The sequence below is a fragment of the Haloechinothrix salitolerans genome, assembly GCF_042662605.1.
GTDB classification, from domain to species: Bacteria; Actinomycetota; Actinomycetes; order Mycobacteriales; family Pseudonocardiaceae; genus Haloechinothrix_A; species Haloechinothrix_A salitolerans.
This window is the reverse complement of record NZ_JBHSXX010000001.1, coordinates 1-23,628: the sequence shown is the minus strand read 5'-3', so window position 1 is coordinate 23,628 and position 23,628 is coordinate 1. Positions and strand designations below refer to the sequence as shown.

17 protein-coding genes are annotated in these 23,628 nt (G+C 64.7%); 5 read left to right on the top strand and 12 right to left on the bottom strand.

Going from position 1 to position 23,628, the window contains the following annotated elements; translation table 11 throughout:
* Nucleotides 1-209: 209 nt before the first annotated feature.
* The 10 genes from ACFQGD_RS00085 to ACFQGD_RS00040 form a co-directional block, all read right to left on the bottom strand.
* A complete protein-coding gene (locus ACFQGD_RS00085; RefSeq protein ID WP_345391820.1) occupies nucleotides 210-2,306 on the bottom strand; it encodes a DEAD/DEAH box helicase in 2,097 nt (698 codons plus the stop codon).
* Complete coding sequence (brxD, locus tag ACFQGD_RS00080; protein ID WP_345391817.1) at nucleotides 2,303-3,622, bottom strand: BREX system ATP-binding protein BrxD; 1,320 nt, start codon at nucleotides 3,620-3,622, stop codon at nucleotides 2,303-2,305. The genes ACFQGD_RS00085 and brxD overlap by 4 nt, the downstream gene beginning before the upstream one ends.
* The gene (pglZ, locus tag ACFQGD_RS00075; protein ID WP_345391814.1) at nucleotides 3,619-6,279 is read right to left on the bottom strand and encodes a BREX-2 system phosphatase PglZ; all 2,661 of its coding nucleotides are present in this window, start codon (nucleotides 6,277-6,279) and stop codon (nucleotides 3,619-3,621) included. The genes brxD and pglZ overlap by 4 nt, the downstream gene beginning before the upstream one ends.
* Nucleotides 6,279-10,001: a PglY protein gene (locus tag ACFQGD_RS00070; RefSeq protein WP_345391811.1), complete on the bottom strand. Its 3,723-nt coding sequence runs from the start codon at nucleotides 9,999-10,001 to the stop codon at nucleotides 6,279-6,281. The genes pglZ and ACFQGD_RS00070 overlap by 1 nt, the downstream gene beginning before the upstream one ends.
* Before the next feature lie 13 nt (nucleotides 10,002-10,014).
* Nucleotides 10,015-13,719, bottom strand: a complete 3,705-nt coding sequence (gene pglX, locus ACFQGD_RS00065; RefSeq protein ID WP_345391808.1) for a BREX-2 system adenine-specific DNA-methyltransferase PglX — start codon at nucleotides 13,717-13,719, stop codon at nucleotides 10,015-10,017.
* A 156-nt stretch (nucleotides 13,720-13,875) separates the two neighbouring features.
* Nucleotides 13,876-14,658 (bottom strand): hypothetical protein, encoded by a 783-nt coding sequence (locus ACFQGD_RS00060; RefSeq protein ID WP_345391805.1) that lies wholly within the window; start codon nucleotides 14,656-14,658, stop codon nucleotides 13,876-13,878.
* A 448-nt stretch (nucleotides 14,659-15,106) separates the two neighbouring features.
* Nucleotides 15,107-15,502, bottom strand: a complete 396-nt coding sequence (locus ACFQGD_RS00055) for a UDP-N-acetylglucosamine 2-epimerase (protein WP_345392436.1) — start codon at nucleotides 15,500-15,502, stop codon at nucleotides 15,107-15,109.
* On the bottom strand, nucleotides 15,486-16,094 hold the full coding sequence (locus tag ACFQGD_RS00050; protein WP_345391802.1) for a UDP-N-acetylglucosamine 2-epimerase: 609 nt from the start codon (nucleotides 16,092-16,094) through the stop codon (nucleotides 15,486-15,488). Before ACFQGD_RS00050 ends, ACFQGD_RS00055 begins: the two co-directional genes overlap by 17 nt.
* A 129-nt stretch (nucleotides 16,095-16,223) precedes the next feature.
* On the bottom strand, nucleotides 16,224-16,874 hold the full coding sequence (locus ACFQGD_RS00045; protein WP_345391799.1) for an NUDIX hydrolase: 651 nt from the start codon (nucleotides 16,872-16,874) through the stop codon (nucleotides 16,224-16,226).
* Entirely contained in the window at nucleotides 16,871-17,281 is a 411-nt protein-coding gene (locus ACFQGD_RS00040; RefSeq protein WP_345391797.1) for a hypothetical protein, read from the bottom strand. Before ACFQGD_RS00040 ends, ACFQGD_RS00045 begins: the two co-directional genes overlap by 4 nt.
* 365 nt (nucleotides 17,282-17,646) lie before the next feature.
* Between ACFQGD_RS00040 and ACFQGD_RS00035 the strand changes: the two genes are divergently transcribed.
* The 5 genes from ACFQGD_RS00035 (at nucleotide 17,647) to ACFQGD_RS00015 (ending at nucleotide 20,803) form a co-directional block, all read left to right on the top strand.
* Nucleotides 17,647-18,765 carry a hypothetical protein gene (locus tag ACFQGD_RS00035; protein ID WP_390220997.1) on the top strand — a complete coding sequence of 373 codons (1,119 nt, stop codon included), beginning with the start codon at nucleotides 17,647-17,649 and terminating at the stop codon, nucleotides 18,763-18,765.
* Nucleotides 18,766-18,773: 8 nt separating this feature from the next.
* Entirely contained in the window at nucleotides 18,774-19,172 is a 399-nt protein-coding gene (locus ACFQGD_RS00030; RefSeq protein WP_345391791.1) for a hypothetical protein, read from the top strand.
* Entirely contained in the window at nucleotides 19,169-19,624 is a 456-nt protein-coding gene (locus ACFQGD_RS00025; protein ID WP_390220996.1) for a hypothetical protein, read from the top strand. The genes ACFQGD_RS00030 and ACFQGD_RS00025 overlap by 4 nt, the downstream gene beginning before the upstream one ends.
* Nucleotides 19,625-19,783: 159 nt before the next feature.
* Nucleotides 19,784-20,248, top strand: a complete 465-nt coding sequence (locus ACFQGD_RS00020) for a helix-turn-helix domain-containing protein (RefSeq protein WP_345391785.1) — start codon at nucleotides 19,784-19,786, stop codon at nucleotides 20,246-20,248.
* A 3-nt stretch (nucleotides 20,249-20,251) separates the two neighbouring features.
* Nucleotides 20,252-20,803 (top strand): PIN domain-containing protein, encoded by a 552-nt coding sequence (locus ACFQGD_RS00015; protein WP_345391782.1) that lies wholly within the window; start codon nucleotides 20,252-20,254, stop codon nucleotides 20,801-20,803.
* A 12-nt stretch (nucleotides 20,804-20,815) separates the two neighbouring features.
* Here the strand turns inward: ACFQGD_RS00015 and ACFQGD_RS00010 are convergent, their stop codons facing one another.
* The gene (locus tag ACFQGD_RS00010; RefSeq protein WP_390220995.1) at nucleotides 20,816-21,841 is read right to left on the bottom strand and encodes a hypothetical protein; all 1,026 of its coding nucleotides are present in this window, start codon (nucleotides 21,839-21,841) and stop codon (nucleotides 20,816-20,818) included.
* Nucleotides 21,790-23,628: protein kinase domain-containing protein (locus ACFQGD_RS00005; protein WP_417364773.1), on the bottom strand; the 1,839-nt coding region annotated here is incomplete at its 5' end. The genes ACFQGD_RS00010 and ACFQGD_RS00005, both read right to left, overlap by 52 nt.

Here is a 23,628-nt window from a genome sequence, read left to right as displayed (position 1 = left end):
GTTACCGAAGAACAAATAAGCTCTCGCTCGATGAAGGGTCGGAGCACATCTGATAGATCGTCTCGGCGTTGCCGTAGCATCGCGAGGCCAGCTACGTGCGCGTCGTCTCAGCGGCCACGTCCACCGATGACGCATCGGTCATCGTTGTCGATCCGGCGTCGTAGGTGGAACACCTTGGCGAGCGACCGATCGCGATTACTGGAGGAGAGCTACTGCGCGTCGACGTAGAATTTCCTGGGTTGCTCCAGTACGGCAGTGGCGCTGACATGGTCGCCCAGGCGCTCCGCGATCGTGCGATGTGCGAGGTCAGGAGGAAGCGCAGCGGCGAACTTCAGGCCTCGGATCGCGGACTCGTTTGTCGGCGGCGGGCTGAGGTCACCGACCTTCGAGAGCGCCTGGCTCACCTCCTTTGCCGTGGCGTCGGGGTGAAGGCGAATCGATCGGTCACCGATCCGCTGACGAGCGTCGACGAGCGTCGGCAAGGATGCGTGGAGGGTGCGGTTGGCGGCGGTACCGGCCCACGTCCACCAGTGCAGGTTTCCAGCCGCACGGAAGAACACCAAACCGTCGTCGGCCACGTGCCGACTGTGTTCTTCCCGAAGCTCGTTCAGCGCAGCCTGCGCGCGCTGCGTGAACGTCACATCGGATGGCTCCGCTCCGAGCAGCACGGCCCGCTGTGCTTGAGTTAGGTCAAAAGACAAGCCCCCGCTGCCACTGCCCCACTTGGCTTGGCCCGGCAGGTCGGTCGGCTCGACGTAGCATCGCCTGCGTTTCCAGTCGATGTGACCGACCTGCCACGCACGGCCGGCAAGTAACAGCACCCGTGGACCGTCTTGGTCATCGGTCATCAGCACGTCGTCGCCGACGCGCCCGATTTCCGAACGACCAGCGAGCACGGTGAACTCAGGCGGCGCGCTGAACACGGCAAGCAGATCGGAGAAATAGCGACGACCGAACTTGCGCTCGGCCTCCGGTCCGATGAACGCCATCGCGCCGTCGCGTTCTAGGTAGCCCTCGCTGAGCAGGTGCTCCAGGAGTTTTTGTGCGTCATCGTCGAACAGCGGCAGGTCGCCCCACCACTCCCGCCACGTTTTCGTGCCGATGGTGTGTTCCTGCAGCGCAAGCGCGAGGATCTGTTGTGCGGCGATATGGCGCGGCGCGACCGGTGGCACGATGGGTTCAACCCACCCTGCCGCCCAGCGCTCGAGCAGACCGGCTGCCACGAGCACCGCGTCCGGCTCAAGACACAGAAACAGGCAGTTCCGTGTGCTGCCGGAACGCCGACCGGTGCGCCCCAGCCGCTGCAGAAACGACGCTACGGAGCGCGGCGCGTCGATCTGAATCACCCGGTCCAGATCCCCGACGTCGATCCCCAACTCCAGCGTCGAGGTCGCGACGATCACGCAGTCTCGTGCGTCCGCGAACGCTTGCTCGGACCGGCGTCGTTCATCGGACGACAGCGATGAGTGGGAGATGAACGTCGTGACGTCTCGTGCTCGGAGCGCGGCTCCCAGCTCCTCAGCGCGGCGCCTGCTGTCGACGAACACCAGGCGCTTCTCGCCCTGGTGCAGCAGGGAGATGACCTTGGCGGCGTTAACGATCGAGCCGACGTGGTCGACGGTCACGTCCACTTCAGCCGCAACGCCCGCAGCCGGTGCGACCACGACCCGTGCCCGGCCGTGCTGCGATCCTTGCAGCCACCGCAGCAGTTCGTCCGGGTTGCCGACAGTTGCCGACAACCCAATCCGTTGCAGCGGTGCGCCGGCCAAGCGAGCCAGCCGCTCCAGCACGGCAAGGAGGTGCCAACCGCGATCATCACCAGCGAACGCATGAACCTCATCGACGACGACAGCCCGCACGTTCGCGAAAAGCTGCCGCGCATCAACCTTCGACGACACGAGCATGCCCTCCAACGACTCCGGCGTTGTAAGGAGAATGTCGGGTGGTTCGCGAAGGATGCGGCTCCGTGGACCTGCTCCGACATCGCCGTGCCACAACTCAACAGTGCGGCCGAGCCAAGCGGCGTAGCTGGCGAGCCGGGGCTGCAGGTTGTTCAGCAGCGCGCGCAGCGGACAGATGTAGAGCACCGAAAGTCCCTGCCAGTTGTGCTGCTCCATCGCGCTCAGCAAGGGAAACGTCGCTGCCTCTGTCTTGCCGCCCGCTGTCGGTGCCAGCAGCACCACGTCCTTGCCCGCAAGGACGGGCTCGATCGCCTCTTGTTGGAGGGGTCGCAACTCGCGCCAGCCGAGCGTGTTGACAAGGTGGTGCACGAGCGCCGGATGCAGGCGATCCAGCGCCGTGGTCACGGCAGGTCCAGGTCGATGTCTTCGGCGCTGGCGGCGTTGCGTTCCGCTTCGGTGAGCTCGCTCGCCGAGACGGTCACCGGGTAGTGCACGCGCGGATCGAACTCGGCGAACTCGTCCACCCGGTCGAGCACGTCTTGCACGAGCTTGCGCAGGAAGACACGAGGTGCCACGCCGACCTGTCCGCCGAGCCCACCTGTGACGGCAGCGGCGAGTTCGGCGATGAAGCCGTCGTCAACCCGGGCAGCGATGCGTTCGGGAGCGCGCGCTGCTCCTGCGTACAGGTCGCGCACCGTCCGTCCCAGTTCACCGAGCCGTTCCAAGTCGAAGCCGGTCAGCCGCAATTGCACGGCGCGCGGATTGTCGAAGCGTGCGTCCGTGGTGAAGTCGGTTGCCAGTCGTTGGGCAAGCGGAGGTAGCCGCTGTGCTCCCTGCTGACCGTCGTAGAACGCTGGGGTGCCGGTGATGAGCAGGAACAACCCGGGGAATCGTCCTGAGTCGATCTCGTCGAGCAACTGCCGCAGGGCGTTGAGCCCCTTCTCGCGGACGTCGCTGCGTACCCGCTGCAGTGTCTCGGTCTCATCGAGCACGAGCAGCAGGCCGGGGTGGCCGCAGTCGCGCAGCACCGTGAGCAGTCCCTGCAGGAAGCCGAGGGCGGCGAAATGGTCGAGCTCGCCGCGAACCCCAGCCGCCCGTCGCGCGGATGCCGCCACTGAGGGCTGGCCGCCGAGCCACGCGATCAATGCTTCTGCGGTTGCTGCGTCACCTTCGCGCTGGGCCTTCCGGTAGCCGCGCAGAGCCGCCGCGAAGGCAGGCGTTGTGCGTGCGACACCAGCTAGCCGCTGTTCCATCAAGGTGTTGACCGCCGCAGCAAGGGCGGTTTCGTCGTCCTCGTCGACGGTTTCCGTGTCGAGGACCTCCTCCTCGAGGGTGTAGAACCAGGCGTCGATGATCGGCCGAAGCGCGCTGGGCTGGTGGGTCGCCGTGGTGAGACGTTCGGTCAGCCTCCGGTAGACCGTCTCAAGTCGGTGCAGCGGCGTCTCGGTCTCGGAGACCTGGATTTCGGCGGTCGCCAACCCAGCCCGTTTGGCCCGCTCGGCAAGCCATCTGGCGAAGAACGTCTTACCTGACCCGTACTCGCCTCGCACCGCATGGAACGCCGAACCACCGCGTGTGATGCTCGCGATGTCGTCGTCGAGCGCGTTGGTGAACCGGTCGAGACCAACCGCGAACAGGTCGAGACCCTGCTGCGGGACGGTGCCGCGGCGTAGCGCGTCCAGCACTTCGCGGCGCCGGGCCGCACTCACCGCTGCGGTCACGTGTCACCCACCTTGAACTGCTCGCGAAGCAACGGGACGTTCAGGGTGACCCGGCGCCCCGAATCGATCTTTTCCAACACAGGGTAGCCCTCGACGTTGAGCAGTCGCTCCAGCGTGGTGAGCAGCCCCTCCGCCCTGCGGGCAGCCTTGCCGGCCATGGCGGCGACCGCTGAGATCGACACCCGGTCGCCTGCCTCAGCGAGTCCGTCGACGATTCGTACGACGACCTGGGTGTCGGGAGCCCGGCTGACGAACGCCTTCTGGCCTTGGTAGACCTCCGACGCGACGACTAGTGATCCGAGGCTCTCCTGCGCTGCGGGCGTCGGTCGCGGCAGGTCGAACAGCGCGCCATCCTGTTCGGTGGGCCTCCGCTTGCGCGGGGCGGCGGGCACGGACGTGGTTGACGGCGCTTCGCTGGGGGTCTTCGGCTCCCACCAGTCAGGTCGCACCGTTTCCGTCGCCAACGTGGACCAACCCCGCGGGACGCCGTCCACAGCTGGGACGAGTGCGAGCACGGGCACCGTCATCTCCGCGGGTGCCACACCACCGTGGTAACCGGCCTTCCGGTACGTGTACCGGACGTCTTCCCGCCATGGCACGACCACCTCGTCGCCGTACACCCTCGGCCCAGACCCCGCGACCTCGCCGTCGTCTGGTTTTCCCGTGCGCCATCTGGCACCACGGTCGCCGTTCGCGGGCCGAGGTCCGTCGCCGCCGCGGTCGACCACATGTCCATGGTCGGCGACGAGCAACACCGGCCTGCCGTAGTTGCGTGCCTGCGCGAGCAGCTGTGGCAGAAACCGGATGTCCGACAGCTGCCATCCGGCTTTCTCCCTGCCGTGGTCGAGCGCGTCATCGATGGTGTTGAGGACGACACCGACCACGTCGTCGCCCGCGAGCGCGGTGACGACCTCTGAGCTGAGTTGCTCACCAGCACCACCGCCGATATCGGCCTGGTGGAACAGGTTGGCCTGCTTGTGGCGGCGCTTCCAGAAGGCGCTGAACCCGGCCCGCTCGACCGGTTGGCCGCCGTCGGTGAACTTCCCGCACAGCAGCGATGCTCGGCTGACCATGGTGATGGACGGGATCGTCGCCACGGCCACCAACCTGCGGTCCGGTTCGGGAGAGACTTCGTACCACGCGTCGGCGAGTTGCTCGCCCAACTCGCTCGCGATGGCGCCGCTCATCCCGTCGACCACCACGATCAGCGGTGGCCCGCTAGCGGCAAGGGGAACCGCAGCACGATTGAGCACCTCCTCCACGAGAAGGCACCCATCAGGAGCATGCACGGAGGCATGCTTCGCCCAGGGCACGACGCGGGTGGCGAACGCCTTGTCGACCTCGGTTCGACGTCGCACTGCTTCCTCGACGAGCCGCCGGTACGCCTGGGTGACGTGTGGACCGGCGTGGTCGTCGCCCGCCCAGAGGACATCGAGCGCGCGATCCACCCAGCTCCATTCCGCCAGGTACTGGGCGACGCCGTTCGCCACCGACGGCACGTCGGACGTTGGTTGCGTCAGCCACCTGGCGATGCGCACCGCCATCTCCGCTGCACGCAGTTCGTGCTGCCGCAGTCCGGCGAGCTGGTGGTCCTGCGCCTGCCGCAGGGCGGCCCCGGCCCGTGTCGGGTCGGGGAGTGCGTTGGCTAGCTCGCTCAGTCGGGCTCGGAACGCCGACGGCAGCACGGTGCTGGAGGCCAGTGCGTCGGTGAGTCCAGTCTGGGAGGCGAGTTGATCGGCGCGTGCGAGTGCTGCCGTCACTGCCTCAACCCGCTCATCACCGTTACGCCTGCTGTGGATGGTGGCCAGCGTCCGTGTAATGACGTGCTCGACCGCGGTGGCGAAGGTACGAATCGCCGCGGCAGGAATGTTCGGGAACAACCCGCCAACGGCGGCAGCGACATCGGTGCTGGCCTGCGGATCGTGTATGGCCGTACCGACGACACCGAGCGCCATGGCGTCATCGGCCCTGCCAATTTCGACGAGTGTGAGTAGCGGTGCGACGGCGTCACCCGCCGAGGCCGCCAGCCACTCGCTGATGCCCTTCCGTTCCGCGTGGTCGAGCTGTTGGAACCGCTCCGGGCCGCCTGGAGTTTGCGTCCACGCCAATAGTCCGTCGAAGTCAAGTCCGTCACCGGGCACACCGAGCCTCGCGGCCGTGAGCGCACGCAGGGCGGCGTCGTAGGTCAGGACCCCGCCGGTCCTTGGCCAGCCGTCGGCCGGTTCGGCTGCGAGCAGCGCTGTGAGTAGCCACGGCTGCTCCCATACCTGGGGATCCAGCCTGCTCGCCCCGAACTTGAGCTGGACAACCTCGATGGGGTCGACGTTGAGAACCGCCTGCTTGACCACATGCCCGAGCAGGTCCCAGTCGAGTTCGGTCTCGTTGGCCGTGGTGGTGACGACCAGGACGCTCGTTGGGTCCGCCCGCTCCTGATGGTCCAGCCACGCGGACGCGATCCCGAGCACGGAGGGTTGGTCGGTGACGTGCACCGAGCGCTTGTGACCACCGTTGTTGATGGCGACATCGAACTGGACCTGGCTACTCGGGTCGTAGGTACCGTAGACGAGCACCAACCGTCGGTCGCCCGCCTGACGCAGCCGGTTTTCCAGCAACGGCGCTAACAGGCGGCGGTCGAGCAGCGGCGGCGCGGTGGCCATCAAGCTGGGCCGTCCTGCGACACCGGACGCCAGTCGATCTCGATGACAGTTCCGGGGTGCTGGTCACTGTAGGCACGGATCTCGGACTGCACGTCAGCCAGGATCGCAGCGATATCCGCTTCCGCGGCGCTCGGTGTGATCCGGCGTGTCCGGTGGGTGTTCGCCGGGCCTTGTGATGCGGGTGCCGCTGACGCGGGGGCCTGCGGCGGTGCGGGCGCGGGAGCCTGGGTCGCACTCGCCGCATCGGTGATGATCTGCGCCGCCTCTGCGTTGGCGCGGGTCAGTACCGGTGCGAGCTCGGTGGTGAACTCGCTGGCGCTGGCAGCTTCGGTGACGTCGGTCAGGAGCCGTTCGGACCGGTCACCGATGCCGTCCTGGTGGCCGGCCAAGGTCGCCAGGTTTGCCAGCATGCCCCAGTTGCAGGTGTCCAGCGCGCGCAGCACGGTCTCGGCGGACGTGATCGTGCGGGAAAGCTCACTGTCCGACTCCTGGCCGGGTGCAGCTGCCAGTTTGCGCGCCAACTGGGTCGGGCTTTCGGCCGCGGACAAGCTCGCCAACAGATCGGCAGCCGCTCGGGTGGAGCGAACCCTGGGTGCCGAGGCGTCGATGCCGAGCTGCTCGGAGTGCTTGTCCAGCGACCGATGCAACCCGTGCACCGCCGGCTCGTAGGTACCGACCTTCTCCCGGACGGCACTGGCGAGCTTGGTGACGTTGCCGGTGTAGCGCACCGCCGAGACCGCGACGCCGAAGAGCCTCCCGGCGCGCTCGCGTGCCAGCTGGAACTCGTCCTCACTAGGCAGCTCCTGGGCCCGCAGCGACCAGCCCGTGCCGATCTGCTCAAGCGACGGGGGGTTCTCCACGATCCCGTGATGCACCCAGGCGCTGTCGGTGAGCAGCGCGTACGTGGCGATGATGAGGTTGCTGACCAGCTTGTCGAGACCGGTGTAGCCGAGGTCGGCGATCCACTTACGGATGTCCTCGACCGCGTAGTCGCCGGTAGCGCCGACGCGGGCCGCGTGCTGGTCGATCCGCTTGCGCCATTCCGGCGAGGTCGTCAGCGGCCCGTCGTGCACCTCGCCGAGCTCGAGGGGGTGCACGATCCTACCGACTGGGGTGAGCTGGTTACGGTCCAGCTCGACACGGCCGCCTTCCTCGGTGGCCCTGGTGATCCAGTGCAGCGCGTTGCGCAGCTCACTGGGGGTGACGGGCTTCCGATCACCCTTGACGTCGAAGTTCGGATGCTTCGGATAGCGATGGCCGAACAGGTCGTCGGCGAGGGCCAGCATGTTGAACTCGAAACCGGCACCGCCTTGCAGCCGAGGCTTGTGGTCCGGGTAGAGCGAGAACACGTGGCCCTCATCGCCGACTTCCGCGCCAGCATTGGCCGGGTCGAGCCTGCTGATGCCATAGAGCTGGCCGAGGACGCCGGTGAGCTGGGTGGTAAGCGTGTCGCGCTGCGCCTCGAGCTGGTGACGCACCCGGATGCGATCGTCGCTGGACAGCGTCGACGTGTAGCTCTCCAGCCGGTCCGGGCGCTCGAGCAGATACCGGATCTTGATCAACCTACCGAGCTGGGTCGAGCGCTGATCGGACAGGAACGACGGCAGCCACACGATCGTCGGCTCGTGAACGTCCGCCCGCTGCAGCTCGCGTAGCCGCGCCAGGTCATCGCTCGGGTACTTGTTCGGGTCGTCGAACGGGTAGTCGAAGACGAACCGGATGCTGCCGGGATGATTCGGGGTGAACTGCTCGTTCGGCAGCGTCTGCCGCTCGCGGACGTTGCCGCAGACGAACTCGGCGGTGCGCTTGCTGCCACGCCAGACGACCTCGCGGGTGCAGACGAAGGCGCCGTCGTCGGTGACGCCGAGCGCGTCCCAGAGCTGCTCCCGGACCCAGGCCTTTCGCTGGCCGAGGGTGTCCACTTCGCTGACCGCATCGAGGATCGGCTCGATGTCCAGGTCCGAGAGATGCAGCGTGAACACGGGGTCCTCGTCGCCCTCCGCGCGCAGCTCGCCTCCCATCGCTGCTTCGATCTCCCGGAGCCGCTTGACGGCCATCGAACCGGGCTCGACCGTGCGGGAGCGCAGCGAGCCGTGGTTAAGTGCGGCGAGCCTGCGGCCGGTGAGCCGCTGCAGCGCGGGCACATCCGGCGCGAGCGAGGCCAGCAGCAGGGTCTTGATCAGCCGGTCGTCGGCGATGTAGTTCGGGTCGTTCGGCGACGGGTACTTGTCGTCGAGAAACGCGCGGACCTTGGCATGGAACTTGGCCGCGGACTCCGCTTCCTTGCGCAGCCGGTCGGTGAACGCCGCCGTGCTGCCCTCGGCCAGCACATCCCAGAGGTCGCCCAGTGGGATGAGCTCACCGAGCTTCATCGTTTCGCGGCGACGGTAGAGCAGGTCCTGCAGGAGCTTGAGTCCGGTGCGTTCGCGCTGCAACGCTCCCGACAGCGCGACGAGCACGTTCAGCAGCGCGGGCGAGAGCGGATAGACCTTCCGGAAGTCCGACCAGTCGGCGTGCGTGGCGCCGTTGGCATCGAGCAGCGCGTCCTTGACGTCGGCCTTGGTGGACTCGATCGCACCGAACGCGGCATCGAGCTGCGCACGCGCGTCATCCGAGCGTGGCTTGAGGACACGTTCCTTGATGATCGCGGGGAGGTTGCGATCTTCGAGACTGATCGTGTCGAACCGCTCGGCGAGGTATTGCACCTGCTGTTCGAGGTTCTTGACGTCCGAGCCGACGAGCTGGGTGAGGTCGCGCTGCCGGGAGATCAGCGACACGATCGGCACCGGGCGGTTGGTGTCACCGGACTCGATCAGCTTGACTAGCTTGCTGACCTGGTCGTTGACGAACTCGCGGCGTGACAGGTGCGCCTGCAGCCACAGGATCAGCTCATCGAGGAACAGCACAATCCCGTCGTAGCCGAGCTGCTTGGCGTGCTGGCTGATGACGGCGAGCCCGTTCTCCAGCGGCAGGAACGCCTCGGCTTCGCCCTGCTTGGCGGACGCGTACGCGGACAACGGCCCGGACAGCAGTGCGGACACCAGCGCGCTCCGGCGGGTGTCGCCAGCGGGGGCCGCGAACGCGGCGTCGAGAGCGGCGCTGGTCCAGCGGCCGCCGGTGTCGTCGAGGACGTCAAGATCATCGAGGTCGTCCTCGTCAGCCGCACCCGCGCCGTCGCCGAGCAGTTCGAGGAACTTGTCATCGCCGAGGGTGTTGCGCATGTTCTCGGCGTCGCGCAACATCTCGTCGCTGCGGTAGACGGCCGGGGTGGGTGCGTCCGGGTGCAGCTCTCGCACGGTGCGGACATAGCCGCCAAGCAGGGCCGAGTCGAGGTCAGCGGCACCGACGAGGTGGTACGGCACCATGAGGAACTTCCGGCCGCGCAGCCACTCGTCGTGCTCGTCGATGACCGGCTGCAGTCCCTGTTTCGCGCGCGCGACCGGGTGGTTGTTCAGGATGGCGTGCAGCACCGTGAGGAAGTGGCTCTTACCGGCGCCGAACGAGCCGTGCAGGTAGGCAGCGTGCGAGCTGCCGTCACGGAGCGCGGCCCGCACCAGGTTGAGCGCGCGGCGGAACGCGTCCTGGAGTTGGTCGGTGACGACGTAGTCCTCGACCATGGACTCGGTGGCGGTGAAACCCTTGGAAAGGTCGACCTTGAAGTCGCCTGCGTGCACCGACTCCGGGAGTCGAAGGACATCCCGGAGGTAAACCTCGCTGCTCACGGTGGGTCCGCCCTCACTTCTTCTTCCGTCCGCGTGTTGTCGGCGCGGGGCGCCAGGCCCGCAGCGCCTCGGTCGACAGCTGGTGCTTGGCCCGCTGCTCGTCGAGGAAAGCCTGGTACTCCTCGGCCGGGTTACCGCCCCACTGCTCGTCGTACTCGCCGTGCCACTGGTGCACCCACGGCATGAGCTCGGCCAGTCCGGCCAGCAGTGGGGTGATTTTGTCAGCCCCCCATCCTGCCTGCTCGGTACGGTCGTTGACCAGATTGACCAGCGCTTGTGCCTGATCGGCATGATCCCAACCTGCCCAGCCAAGCTGCAGCGTGTTGTCCGCGTCCGGGTTCGCCTCCGGGTACGAGATGAACCGCTCCTTCGGCACGTCGAGCTTGCCGCGATGGGTCCAATAGGACGTCTTGCGGAAGTCGGTGGACTTGTACTTCGGCGGCACCGGGATGTCGAGGCGCTGCCCGGTGCGGTCCTCCTCGCGTTGCTGCTCCCAGACGTCCTCCCACTGATCACGCTTGCGCAGACCGGTGTCCTTGTAGCGCATGGCGGCCAGGTAGGGGACGTGCTGGTCAGCGATGAGCTGTTCGAGGATCTTGGCCAGCGACCAGTTCGGCTTGTCGAGGTGATCGGATGCGTAGAGCTCGGCGACGCTGGTGAAATCTGGATCCTTGCGCATCAGCTCAGCGAGCTGGTTGACCGTCAGTGTGCGCGGCTGCGTGAAGTGGTCACGCATGGCGAACCACAGGTCGCGGTCCTCGCAGCGGTCCAGCAGCCACGTTTCGAGCGCTTCGCGTTCCTTCTTTTCCCATGGCTCGGCGGACCACCGACGTTTGCACTCGGGTCGCTCAATCAGCGCGATGTCCCGGCGCTTTTCGATCGTCTCGATCCGCTTCGCGACGACTTGGCGGTACGGCTCAGGCCAGTGGGCGGGGATCTCTGTGATGGGCGTCGAGCCGTGGCGATCGAACCACGCGGTCTCGGCCTCGCCTGCCGCCATCTTGCGCGCGAGCGCGATCTCGAAGGCGCGCTCTCCGAGGTTCAGTTCGGGCACTGTGTCCGGGTCGGCGCGCAGTTCGGCGGCTTCGGTGTCGGTGACCAGGCCGTAGAGCTGGTAGACCTCCCAATCGAGTTCTTCCTGCCGTGCGATCATTCGACCGCGGATGCGGGTGTGCCCGGCGCGCGCAGCATCGAGTTCTGCGCGGGTGGGTGTGGCCTCGGCGACGGAAGCCGACGGCTCGTGGGCAGCGAGCTCCTGGGCGAGCGAGTCAAGCGCGCGGCCTGCCTCCAAAGGCAGTTGTTCAGGGAGCGGGTACCTCGCAATATTGCTGGCATTGAAAGCGTATCTGTCCGACCATGACTCGGCACTGACTCGGGCACCGCTATCACCGATTGGATCGCCGCCCTTGGGGTAACAATTCTGTTTGAGCCAGAAGCACGCTGTAGAGGAGTTCAGCACTCCAAGCAGCATGAGGTGGTCTTCCTCGCTCGCTCCCTCCGGCAACTTAATCACCGGCGCTGTTTGCGTGAAGGTTTTCCCGCCTCGATCTAATACAAAGTGATTATGTGTGGCGACCTCAGCAAAAGCTATAGTTAAATCAGTCTTGAGTTTGGATGTGTACAGTTCCCGGTATTCGAACCACTGAATCGATTTAATGGACTCCACGGGTTTACCGAAACGTTTCCTCTTTTGCAGAGTATTGCGATTGCGCCAGAGGTGACGATACCACCTATCCCCCATGGTCATGGAGATCGGTTTGCAGTATTTGTCGTATGGCCATAGGGATTTGGCCTGTGGGTTAGCGATATAGTCACGGACGGTATCGCCTGAGATTACCGCGATCGAGTTTTCAACGCCAGAGCGGTGAACTGTTGCTTGGCTGTCAAGGAAGAAGGCTTCGTCCTGGCCTGTTATAGAGACGAGGCCGAATAGTTCTATTTTTGAATGGAGTTGGCCACCGGCTGCGCCCGCGTTTAAGCTCGTGACTAGGTCGTCAGCGCCGCCACCGCTGAGCGACCAGGGGTGCTTGGCAAACAGTTCGCTAGGTGTGTCGTTGACGGTGATCCATTCGGACTCGCTGCCGGGCTTGCTAACTTGCTCGACTATAGCGCGCCATACGTGGCCATTCTCGGGCTTTTCGGGAGTGGAGGGTTCTCCGCGAATGCCTAGAATCGCACGGATGGTGGTGCCGCTGCCGGCGAAGTCCTTGCGACCGATAATGACGACCGTGGGCGTGCCATGGCCGGGAATGTATGCACCCGAAGTGTCTATGACGTGCGATAGTGACACCGTGGGAAAGAATTTTTCGATCAGTTTTTTCCCGAATTCCCTCTTCATGAATGAGTTCGCGGTGATTTGTCCTATATATCCACCGGCCTGCTGGCGTGTGCCCAGATGGAACATTCGTTGCACGAACGGCACCGAGAGGGCGTATTCACGATGGCAGGCGCTCCAGCGTTCACGGTAGTTCTCATTTTCCTGCTTGTCTTTGACTGTGATGTAGGGCGGGTTGCCTACTACTACGTGATACGAGACCGGCGTCAGCAGCTCGCAGGACTTCACGTACTCGTTCACGTCTTCGGTGCGGTACGTGAACTCTTCGGCGCTTGCGAAGAGGTCTTCCTGCTCGCCCTTCACGTCCCGGCCGTGCATGAGGGAGTCGCCGGTGGCGACGTTGATGGGAAACGCGGGGGCGGCATCGAGTCGCTGGCCTCCACCGGCCTTCATCGCTGCTACGAGTAGTCGGAATCGTGCGATCGAGACCGCGAACGGGTTCTTGTCGCAACCATGCACGGATTCCATGGAGCGGCGGATGAGTTCCCAGTCGTCAACGCCGGGTGCTGCTTCGCGCCATTTGGCGAGCAACCGGTGGAAGATGCCCAGCAGGAAGTGACCGGATCCGCAGGCAGGGTCGATCGTGCGCAGTCCGTGCATTATCCGTTCGACTTCGCCGCCCGCACGGCGGATCTCGACGGTCGGTTCGAGCCCGAACTCCTCGACGGCAGGTTCGAGCGTGAGATCCAGGATGAACTCCTCGACGAATTCAGGAGTCTGCAGCAGCGCGTAGGTCTTGCGGGCGTTCTCGGAGAGGTCCTGGTAGAGGTCGCCGAGGAAGCGGGTGTTCCAGTCGGCGTCGCTGAAGTCGTGCACGATCTCGCCGTCCGGGCCGAGCCGACGCCAGAACTTCAGCAGCGCGCTCGCCGCCTCGTAGGACGGCGTGATCTCCCACAGCGGGTTGTGGGCGTGATCGAACAGGCCCGCCGCCGTCGGGTGCGCAGTGGCGAGGTGGTCGAACGCCGCTTCGATCCAGTCGCGGTCGTTCTTGTGCGGGTGCTCGCGGAAGAACTGCTCGTGCCGGGCCTGGGCGGTGGCCTGTCGGTCACCTGGCCCCGCCAGATACGGCTCGGGGATCAGCTGGTTGTCCTCGCAGAACCGCACGAACACGCAGCCGAGAATCCAGCCCACCGCAGCCTGCGTGACGCGTCCCTCAAGCCACGTCTCGTAGGTGGCCGCTGTTCGCTTGGCGTCGTAGGCGGCGTTGTATTCCCTGCGTAGTGGCTCGTGGAACTGCTTGTCAGTGGCCCGCTCCCTGAGGTCCACCGTGAGATCTTCAAGCTGCTTGCGTAGGTCCCTCAGCAGGGCCTTCTTCTCTACTCCGCTCGCCGTGTCTAGCACCGTCACGCTCTCGCACCTCAGTCTGCTCGCTTCCTCCCGCATCATCGCAGGCTGGGTGCCGTTCGCTACGCAACGTACCGATTTGTTACTTCCACTGCTCGTACGGTGGCGGAGGCCGCTTGAGGGAGCGACTTGTGTCGGCTGCCAGGATGCGGTCCCTCATGGGAAACTGAGACCCATACGTAGGACATACAAGGGTCAAGAAGGCGATATCGTCTGCCAACCCGCGTCACGCTCCCACAGGGCAATGGGGGAATTTCCAGAGACCGCGATCCAGGCACCCGTGTAGTCAGACGGGACGGAAGGGGGAGTCGTCGGCAAAAACTCCGACCTGAGTGCCTGTTCAACCGCGTGTCTCACAGGTTCTGAGGGGTTACCCACCCAGATAAATAGGTGGCGGTGGTCGAGACTGGATGACCGCAGCTTTATAGCGTTGTCGTTTCGATCTGGATCGTTGACGACATCTGAAACGATGGTGGACAGAATTTCGCCGGTAGCGTTCGATGTCCCGACTGTCGTGTTGGCGTACAGGATCCAACCTGGGCCTGCTACGGCGTATACTTCAAGTAATGCCAAGTTGCGAAGTTGCCTCACGTAAACCTCTTTATCGTGTCCTTCGCTCCCAGGTGGTTGCTGTGCATTCTCGCGCAAGTTGTAGATTCCTGCTTGTTCAAGATTGCGAAGCAGAGTGATGATGGATTCTGCATTTTGCTTGATGTTAATCGTCTCGGTGAATCTAACTATCCAGGTGTAAGAAAGTGTGTCGATTGGCCCAGTTAGGTATTTCTTGAAATGGTCTTGTAGTCGCAAGAAGTCAGCTGAAGTTAATTGAGTGATCTCAATTGCAATTCGCCGTCCGTCCGTGGCATCGACGATGAGATCTACCTCGCTATGCCCTGAATTTTCGTCTCGTTGGATTACGGCACCGTCCAGGGCTCTCGTGACTATCTGCTCGGCTAATTCTTCTTCGGGATTGGTCATATTGCCTCCATAGAACGGGCCGCCGTCCTCGCACGACCTGGGAGCCCACGTGCCGCGGCGACGCGGGCGCGGCATGCGGGCACCGGGCGAGCGATGGTTCGAGTTCGCCAGTGACCTCATCGAGTGGAGTTCGTGGAGAGGAATCTCGGAGTCGCTCAGCGTCAGTGCGAGGACCTCCTCGTCGGTGATGAGGCCGCAGTCGAATATCCCTGCCTTCGGGTATCCGATCGGGTGATGAAGGGAGCTTCACCGGTGTCGACTGCGCCGCCGGGGATGTCCCAATGTGGTTTGCACGACTGGTTCAACCAGCGAGACACACGTGTCCGCCTCCCGCAGCAGCACTCCAACCGACGTCCGCTTACGTTGGCAGCGACCGGACGGACTCGTCAAGAATGGCAGTAGGTCCACAGTGCGAGGCTATCGGTCGCTATCTCTTATTTCGGCTGACTCAGGCGCTGGTCGGGCGTGAGTCGTGATCACGGCGTCCGGCTACGCGATCCCAGATCGCGCGAACGATCTGGGCCGACGTGGTGCCGTCTCCGTACGGCGACGGAGTATGTCGGAGACGGTCATGGACCGCTTCGAGGTCAGACAACCAGCCGCTGATGATGCGGGCGATATCGCCAGCAGAGAGCGCCCTGGCGCCGTGATCGGCCTCAACCTCTGGACGCTCGTTGCTGCGGCGGATAACGACCACAGGGCGCGCGAGGACCGTGGCTTCCTCCTGGATTCCTCCGGAGTCGGTGATGACGGCGGCGGCGTGTTGGATCAGCCCAAGGGTGTCCGGGTAGTCGAGCGGTTCAGTGAGACGAAGCTGGTTGGCGAGTTCAGTAAAGGCCGTGATCTTGGATTTGTTTCCGCGTCCTGGGGTGAAGTGGTAGTACGACCGGCACGGGCAGGTTGGTGAACTGGACGAGGAGTTGTTCCATTACCGCAGGATTATCAGCATTCTCTGGGCGGTGCACAGTTGCCAGGATGTAGCGCTGGGTGGTGACGCCGAGCTGTTCGAGGATCTCGTCTTGTCGACGCGGGGCGGGTAGCGCCTGTCTTGCGGCTTCGACGATGGTGTTGCCGGTGATGACAATACGTTCCGTGGGGATGCGTTCGGCCCGGAGGTTGTCGGCGGCCGTCGTGGTCGGTGCGCAGCACAGGTCTGCGAGGTGGTCGATGAGCACGCGGTTGTGTTCCTCGGGCATGGCGCGGTCGAAGCTGCGCAGGCCTGCTTCGACATGGACGAGTGGGATTACCGCCGCGTTCGCGGCGAGCGCTCCGGCCAGAGCTGAGGTGGTGTCGCCATGGACGATAACCATTTCAGGTGGGTGCTCGCGGAGCACGGTAGCGATCTCTCTGGTGAGGTGTCCCAGTTGCTGGCCCCGGGTGGTATCGCGCGGAAGCGGACCCAACTGTATCCGTGTCGCCGGGAGATCCCCAGTCATCCCCGTGCTGTAGTGCTAGCCGGTGTGGATCACGTGGGCGTGTTCGCCGAGGAGTTCGGCGATCGGCGTGAGTTTGGTGACCTTGGGACGGGTGCCTGCGATCAGGGCGATAGCCATCGATGTCTCCGGTCACCAGTAGAGGTGTCGTCGTTCACCCGCGCTGTATCGACGCGCGGCAACGAAGATGCGCAGGTATAGCTGGTCGATCGTGAGGAAGTTCGGGACGAGGTCGGCACGCGTGAGTTCTCCCTCGTGGTAGGTCAGTCCGGTGCCGGTCCGGGTGGCGTATCGCGCCGGGACGGAGTCGCCGGCCCCCTCAGCGAGCGCGATGGCGTCGTCGATGTCGAGGTCGACGAGCCCGGAGACTTCGGCATCGGCCAAGGGGATAGCGTCGAGGTCGATCCCGAGCGGCAACAGGTGCCAGTGCTGGAACTCCCGCTCGATGTAGTCCGGGGCGAGCGTGACGGCTGTTTGGCGCAGGCCAATGGGGTGGAGGTCGGCATACTCGATGTCGAGCCCGAGTTCCTCGTGTACCTCACGGATGCCGTCGGGGATGGTCTCGCCAGCGTGATAGTGCCCGCCGACGGTGATGTCGGCATAGTCGGGCCGGTCGAATGAGTACCGGCCTGGCGCCTTCTTTTGCAGCATGATACGTCGTGTGATCGGGTTGAGTGCCAAAGCCGAGAACGTGCGGTGCCAGAGCCCTTGGCGGTGGGCCTCCTTCTTGTCCTCAGTGCCGAGGTGTTCGTAGCGATCATTGAAGATGTCGATCGGTTTCACAGATCCTCCGAATGCCTGGTCAGGTCGACGTGGGACATTTCCCAGAACGTGCGCAGCGCGTCGAAGTAGCGGGCTGGATCGCCGACCATGACCCAGCGACCGATGATCCGGTGGGCGTTCACGAAGCCGTTGGATGCGAGCTCACCCACGGCAACACCGAGATCGACTTCGCCTCCGGCCTTGTCGGTCGGTTTGAGCGTATCGAGGATGGATGGTCGCAGGATGAGTCGGGAGACGACGGCCAGCGGCTCGGAGACGGTGGCGGGATCGGGCCGCTGCAGGATTCCTGTTGCGCGGTGCGGGGCAGCGGGATTGGTGTCGATGATGCCGAAAGAGCGAGTCTCGTCGCGGCCGACACATTGCCCTGCCACGACAGCGTCGACGCCATTGCCCAGGCGGTGCCGCATGGTGGCGAGATTCGTTCCGATGGCGCGTTCGCCGGCTGCCGTTCGAGAGCGTCGTCAGCAACGAAGACCAATGCCGACCGGAAGAGTCGTTGCCAGATCGCAGAAACGCGCCGGGAAACAGCATGGCAAGACGCCCAGTCCGGACGGGCACTTCGCGAGTACGGCTTCACTGCAGCGATGTCTCAAGCGGATTGAGCATCCCGGTGTCAGCCTGCATCTCGACCTGAATGCCAGTGGAGTCTGTGCTTCGTCAGCACTACGAGCACGCCACCGCCGAAGAGTGAACCTGCCAGATCACGTTACGTGCAAGGTGATCGTTGAGTAGTCTGCGACGCGCACAGACTCCGTTGATCAGGGGGCGTTCCATGGGGTTCTCCGTCGAGCCGGACGCGGTCGCCGGGTTGAGTAAGCAGTTCGACCGGCTGGCCGAGCATGCGACGCAGGGCAGGTCCTACGTCGCAAACCACACGGACCTCGATCTGACCGGCGAGGGCCTGATCAATCTGATCGCCGGCGGCCACCAGCAGGTGCAGGACCAGGTCGAACAGTTCCTCAAGTCTCTGGCTGACCCGACGGCAACCAGTACCGCCGGGGCTTTGGATGCGGCGGCGAAGTACTACCGGGCCACCGACGACGCGAACGCGCGTGAACTCGACGCGACGTACCCGTGCGTCGATGTCGGCGCGGCGAAAGTCGGCACCGAGCGTGTTGAAGCGAACGTCGGTGCGTTCCAGGAGGTCGCTGATCCGACGGCCCGGTACCAGCCGCCGCAGGACTACAACGAGGAGATGCCTTACGAGCCGCATTGGTCGGACCTGGCCAGTCCGACGTCGCTAGTGCGCGACGCCATCTGGAATGTCACCGGCGCTGCGGCGTCGCTGGGGATCTGCGACCGCGCCTACGACCCGTTCGAGGTCTTTCTCAAACCGGTGGTCGGTGACTGGGCGGGTATGCGCGGCTGCGCGGACGTCTTCCGTAATGTCAGCGCTGCCGTCACCGAGATGGCCGACAACACCCGCTGGTACGCGCAGAGCCTGCCCGGGGCGTGGACCGGCAACGCCGCCGACAGCTGTCAGGTGCACTTATTCGTGCTGGCCAAGTCGCTGGAGTCGGCACGGCAGCCACTTGAGGACATCGCTAAGGAGTATGAGGGAGCCGCCGTCGGGGCTCAGAAACTCAGCAGCTCGATCGGAGTGCTGCTCAGCGACATCGCCGACGCTGCGCTGGCCGCTGCCGCGAGTGCCGCGGTCAGCGGGGCCGGGGCGACTGGCGTCGGCCTACCGATCGCGTTGGTCATCGGCGCGTTCACGCTGACCAGGATCTATAAGGTCGTTCGCGGTGTGATGCAGCTCCTCGACCTCATCGCCCGCATCCGTGCCACCGTGGATGCGTTTAGGGGCGCGGCGGGAGACTTCGGCAAGGTGGACGCCACCACGCCACTGCCGAAGCTGCCGGCGAACTCGATGACCCTTCCCAGCGTGTAGGAGTAGCCATGGCCGATAACCAGAATCTCGGGCAGCCCTCCGTCGAAGAGATCCTCGACAAGATCGACCAGTCCCCTATCGGGGAGATGTTGCGCGACGAGCAGGCCATGGAGCGCATGATCTTTGACCTGATGACCCGAAGTGAGGACTCGGTGGTCCGTGAGATGGGCACCGAACTGCGCGAAGGAAACATCACCATGCGCGGCCTCGCAGACATCCCCGCGTACCGGTCAGCGATGGAGGCGGGGCTCGAGCGTGTCGGTGAACTCGACCTCGCGAGCATGTCCGAGCAACTCGACGAGTTGATCGCCGAGCAGCAGGAGTCCGCGCCGGACGAGGACGCAGGGGAGAGCGACGAGGAGCCAGACGAGTTGTGGCAGGGCTTCGGGCGGCTGGACGATCGATGACCCAACGCGGATGGATGGCGGTGCGGTGGGCGATGCGCCTGGTCGGGGCCGTACTGATCGCGTTCGTCATCCTGACCGGGGTGTATGGGCAGTTCGCTGCGCCGACGATGGGCGAGGGCGGTGTGGCGATGACGCAGGGCGACACAGCTGATAGGTACCTCGTCGCGGATACGTTTGCCACGGATTGTGTGTTCACCGGCAAGGACGGCGGTGAGGTCCGCCTCGGCACGCAGCCACTCGGTCGGTCGTTTCTGAAGGGCACGACATTCTCGCCGCCCGGGGTTGCGGGCACACTGACCTGCGACCGCGAACTCCGGGTGATGTCGGGCGGTGCGGCGAAGCTCGCTCAGGTCGCCGAGCATGAGTTCCTGGTCGCCTTCCCTGGAGTTCTGCTCATCGCGATTGCGCAGGTGGTGGGGCCGCGCCGAGAACGCAAGACCCGGCGAAGTTGATGCCGCTCAGCCCAGTTGACCCTGGTCGTTCGCCTACTTCTCGAATCCTCCTGGCCCGAACGGCAAGGCGAACGACTGAGGACACAGCCTAACGGTTGCGGATGTTGCGAATATTTCGGATACTGCGATAGTAAAGACTGCTGTGCTGAGGAGAGAGCCATGGCCATGACTTCATTCAGTGCTGACCAGGTCACGCCTGCTCAAGCCGATAGCAGCATCGCTCATGCAGCCTTGCCGCACATCAAGGCCTATCTAGCGAAGCACCAGTCAGACGAGATCCTGCGCCTCGTCGTTGACGACCAGTGTGACGAAGTCTTGGAAGTCCCTCGGGGCGCAGTTGAGCTCCTCGCCCGAATACTTGCCCATATGGCGGCAGGCGAGGGAGTGTCGATCTTGCCATCGCATGCCGAGCTGACGACTCAACAGGCCGCCGATCTGCTGAATGTCTCAAGGCCGTTTTTGATCGGCTTGCTTGAGGCTGGCGAGATCGAGTACCGCACGGTTGGGAAGCATCGGCGGGTGAAGGCCGAGTCGCTACGCAGGTACATCCGTGAGGATGACCTTCGTCGACGGCAGGCAGCGGACGAACTGTCGGCTCTCAACCAAGAGATGGGGTTGACCTGAGCAGTGGCCTTCGTCGTTGTCTACGACGCGAGCGTTCTCTATCCCAACACCCTGCGCGACCTGCTGATCAGGATCGCGCAGGGTGGTCTTGTTCAGGCGAAGTGGACCGATGAAATCCTCGACGAGGTGTTCAGGAACGTCGAGGCTAATCGTCCGGACCTTGACCCCAACAAGCTCGCGCGTACTCGGATGCTGATCACTCGATCGGTCCGTGACTGTCTCGTGACTGGATACGAGCCACTGGTCAAGTCCTTGGAGCTGCCGGATCCGGATGATCGGCACGTGCTGGCGGCGGCCATCAAGGCCCATGCTCAGGTCATTGTGACCAGCAACCTCCGGGACTTCCCGAGGGACGCCCTCGAACCATGGAGCGTCGAAGCCAAAGATCCGGACGCGTTTGTGCTTGACCAGATAGACCTGAGGAAGAGTCTGGTCTATGGGGCCGTGCAACAGATCGCAGACTCGAGATGTAACCCACCGGAGACGGTGCAGGACGTGCTTGTCCAGCTTGAACGAGCTGGTTTGGTGGAGTCTGTCGCGGCGTTGTGGGGCTGACTACCGTCAGCTTCATCGGTGTGTACGAACTACGCCGCCCCGGTCTCGCGTAGCGAAGCTACGAACTCCTGGCGGAGTACCACGTTCGTGTTCGCCGAGCACCTCGACGATCCGCCCTGCTAGCTGGGGCGCGTCGCGGGGCGCTTCCGCCGGACACAGCAGCCATACGCCGTGTGGCTGGTCGCTCGCCCTGCGCGCCGCGTTCTGCAGTTCGGTGAGGAACTGGCGCCCGCCGGAGTCGAAGTATCTGCCGAGAAGCCCTGCGTCGTGCAGGAGCAGTACCGAGCCTTCTTCGATCAGGTGAGCGCTGAGCCGCTCCTGAACCCGCTTCCAGGTCGCCTCGACGTACGACGCCAATCCTTTCGGTGCCGCTCCGGACATGCTCATGCGGGCGTCCGCTGCGAGCACCTTGCTCCACGCTTGGTTCTTCTCGCTGGCCAGCGTCCGGAACTCGTCGACGAAGACACGGTTCAGGTCCACGGCGACGACGTTGTAGTGGCTGGTGAGCGCTTCAACTGTGCCAGGCAGGTGCTTCGCCCTTATCGTGAGCGCGAGAAAGCCGCCACGAGCCGCTGCGTCCGCGAGCTGTGTCGACGCCGCCTTGAGCGGGTCACGGCCAAACGAGTGTGTGCCGTCGACAGACGACAGGTAGCTCGACGAAGTCGAAGCGCTCGTGCGGCGCCACACCTGCTCCGGTGGTTTGAAGACACCGCTACCCGGTTCGTACGTCAACCGACTCCCGGCAGCGGCCAGGGCTTCCTCGACCTCGACGTAGGTCGGCTCACCGAGTCGCACCTCCGGGAACCGCGCGCGCACCTTGGCGAGCAGCGTCTTCAACGTGATGCCCTTGCTGGGAACGCCGGCGCCCGCCTGCGAGATTCGGAGCGCCCGGGACAGCTCGAGGTTTCGCGGATACAGTTCAAGCCGCCGGGAAGCGGCAGCGTGGTGAGACAACCCAGCCGCCAGCGCGACGAGTCGAGTATCCGCTAGCGGCCGCATCCCCTCGGGCGCGACGACTGCTCGCAGTTCGCGCAGCACAGCGCTGCTGCCGGGGAGCGGGTCAGCCTCCGCCAGCTTGTCGGCGACCCTGCCGAGTGCTGTGGCGTAGTCGGCCAGCTCCTGCGGGCTGGGTTCCTCGAACCTGCCAACGACTCCGACGCGAGAACCACTACGGAACCGCGACGAGCAACGGCGATCCGCGGCTCGCTTTCCTCACTGGTCTCGCCGGCGTACTCGGCGGCAAGCTCCGCCTCGACCGCGGCCCGAACTACGGCGAGGGCGTCGCGCTGGGTGCGTGTTTGATCTTCGTTGGTGGTGCCGTGCTGTGCCCGCAGTTCCGCTGCGATCTCACTCGCCGTGCCGACCCGGCCAAGGTCCTCCAGGATCTTGGCTACCTCACGCCTGATCGGCACCAGCCACTCGGTTGTGCGCCACGACTTGGCCGCCTCGACAAAGTGCCGAGACACGCTGGGCTGGCTCACACCGAGATGCGCGGCTATGGCACTTTGAGTGGGCCATGTGTCGAGTGGTGATGGTCTGCCCTCCGCATCTGGCAGGCCGAGAGCAAGCCGTTCGACGTCAGGTCGTTTTGAGCCCTTCCTGGCTTCCTGAGGTTGCAGGCGCGCAGCGAGGTCATTGATCGAGAGTTTCGCGGGAACGAGTGGCGCGGGCGTTTCCGCCGGCTCCGGCTCGCGAGCGGCCCCAGCGTCCTTGAGCAGCCGGGTGTCCCATTGCTTGTGCCTGCGGTTGAGCTCCTTTCTGGTCAGCTGACCAGCTCCCCGTGCACGAGAGATCTGGTAGCGCGGCACATCGAGCAGATCGCGCACCGTCGTGGCGCCGTAGGAGTTCGCCACGGACACCGCGCGAGGGGACAGACCGGCAGCATCCAGTGGCGTATCGAGTGTTGCTGCCTCCGCTGCGGCGTCGCGGACTTGTTCGATGTCTGTGTCGGCCGACTTGGTTGTCTCGACGGTGGCAGGCGTTGTTGCTGGCGCTGCGGCGTCTGCTTGCTTGAAGACGGCCCGCCAGGCGTCCTCCATCTGCCGGAGGGTCTCGAAGCGTCGTTCGGCGTCGCGGTGTAGCGCGCTCTGGAAGAAGGAGGTGAGCCCGTCCCGCAGTGCAGGCTCGAAGAGGTCGGCTTCGATGCGAGGCAGCTCGTCGTCGGACATGTCCGGCGCAGTGAGGTCATCGCCCCACTTCACGCGCTCGCCGGAGGCCATCTCGTAGAGCGTCACTGCGGCCGCATAGCGCTCCGCATGTGCGTCGAAGGCTGGTCGGCGCGGTGTTCCGATGAACGGGTCGAGGTAGCCGCGGGTGCCGGCCTTGATGTCGGTATCAGCGGCGTTCGTTAGCGAGAAGTCGAACAGCTTGAGCTGTGTTGTGCGGTCCTTGCGTTCGAAGATGCCCAGGTTGTCTGGCTTGATGTCGCGGTGCTGTACGCCGTTGGCGTCGAGCTGGTCCAGCGCGCGAAAGAGGTCCGAGCCGTAGCGTTCGAGGTGGTGGTAGGACAGCTTGCCCTCGTCGCGGAGGCGTTTGCCCAGCGTTGTGCGTCCTGCGAACTCGAGCTCAAGTACCGTGCGCCCGCCGATCTCGCGTGACCCGCCTTTGAGCTGCACAATCGAGCCACCGCCGACCAGATGCAGCGCTCTGGCCTCGTCATAGAGCCGCTCGGCCTTCTCTTCGTCGAGCGCGATCTTGAAGACGCGCTCTTCGATGACGGGTTCCCCGTCGAACTCATCGGTCAGTCGCTCGACGAGGAGCGCCCGCGCTGTCGCTCCGGTACCGAGGATCTGTGCGACCTCCCAGCCGTCCTCCAGCTCCTGCTT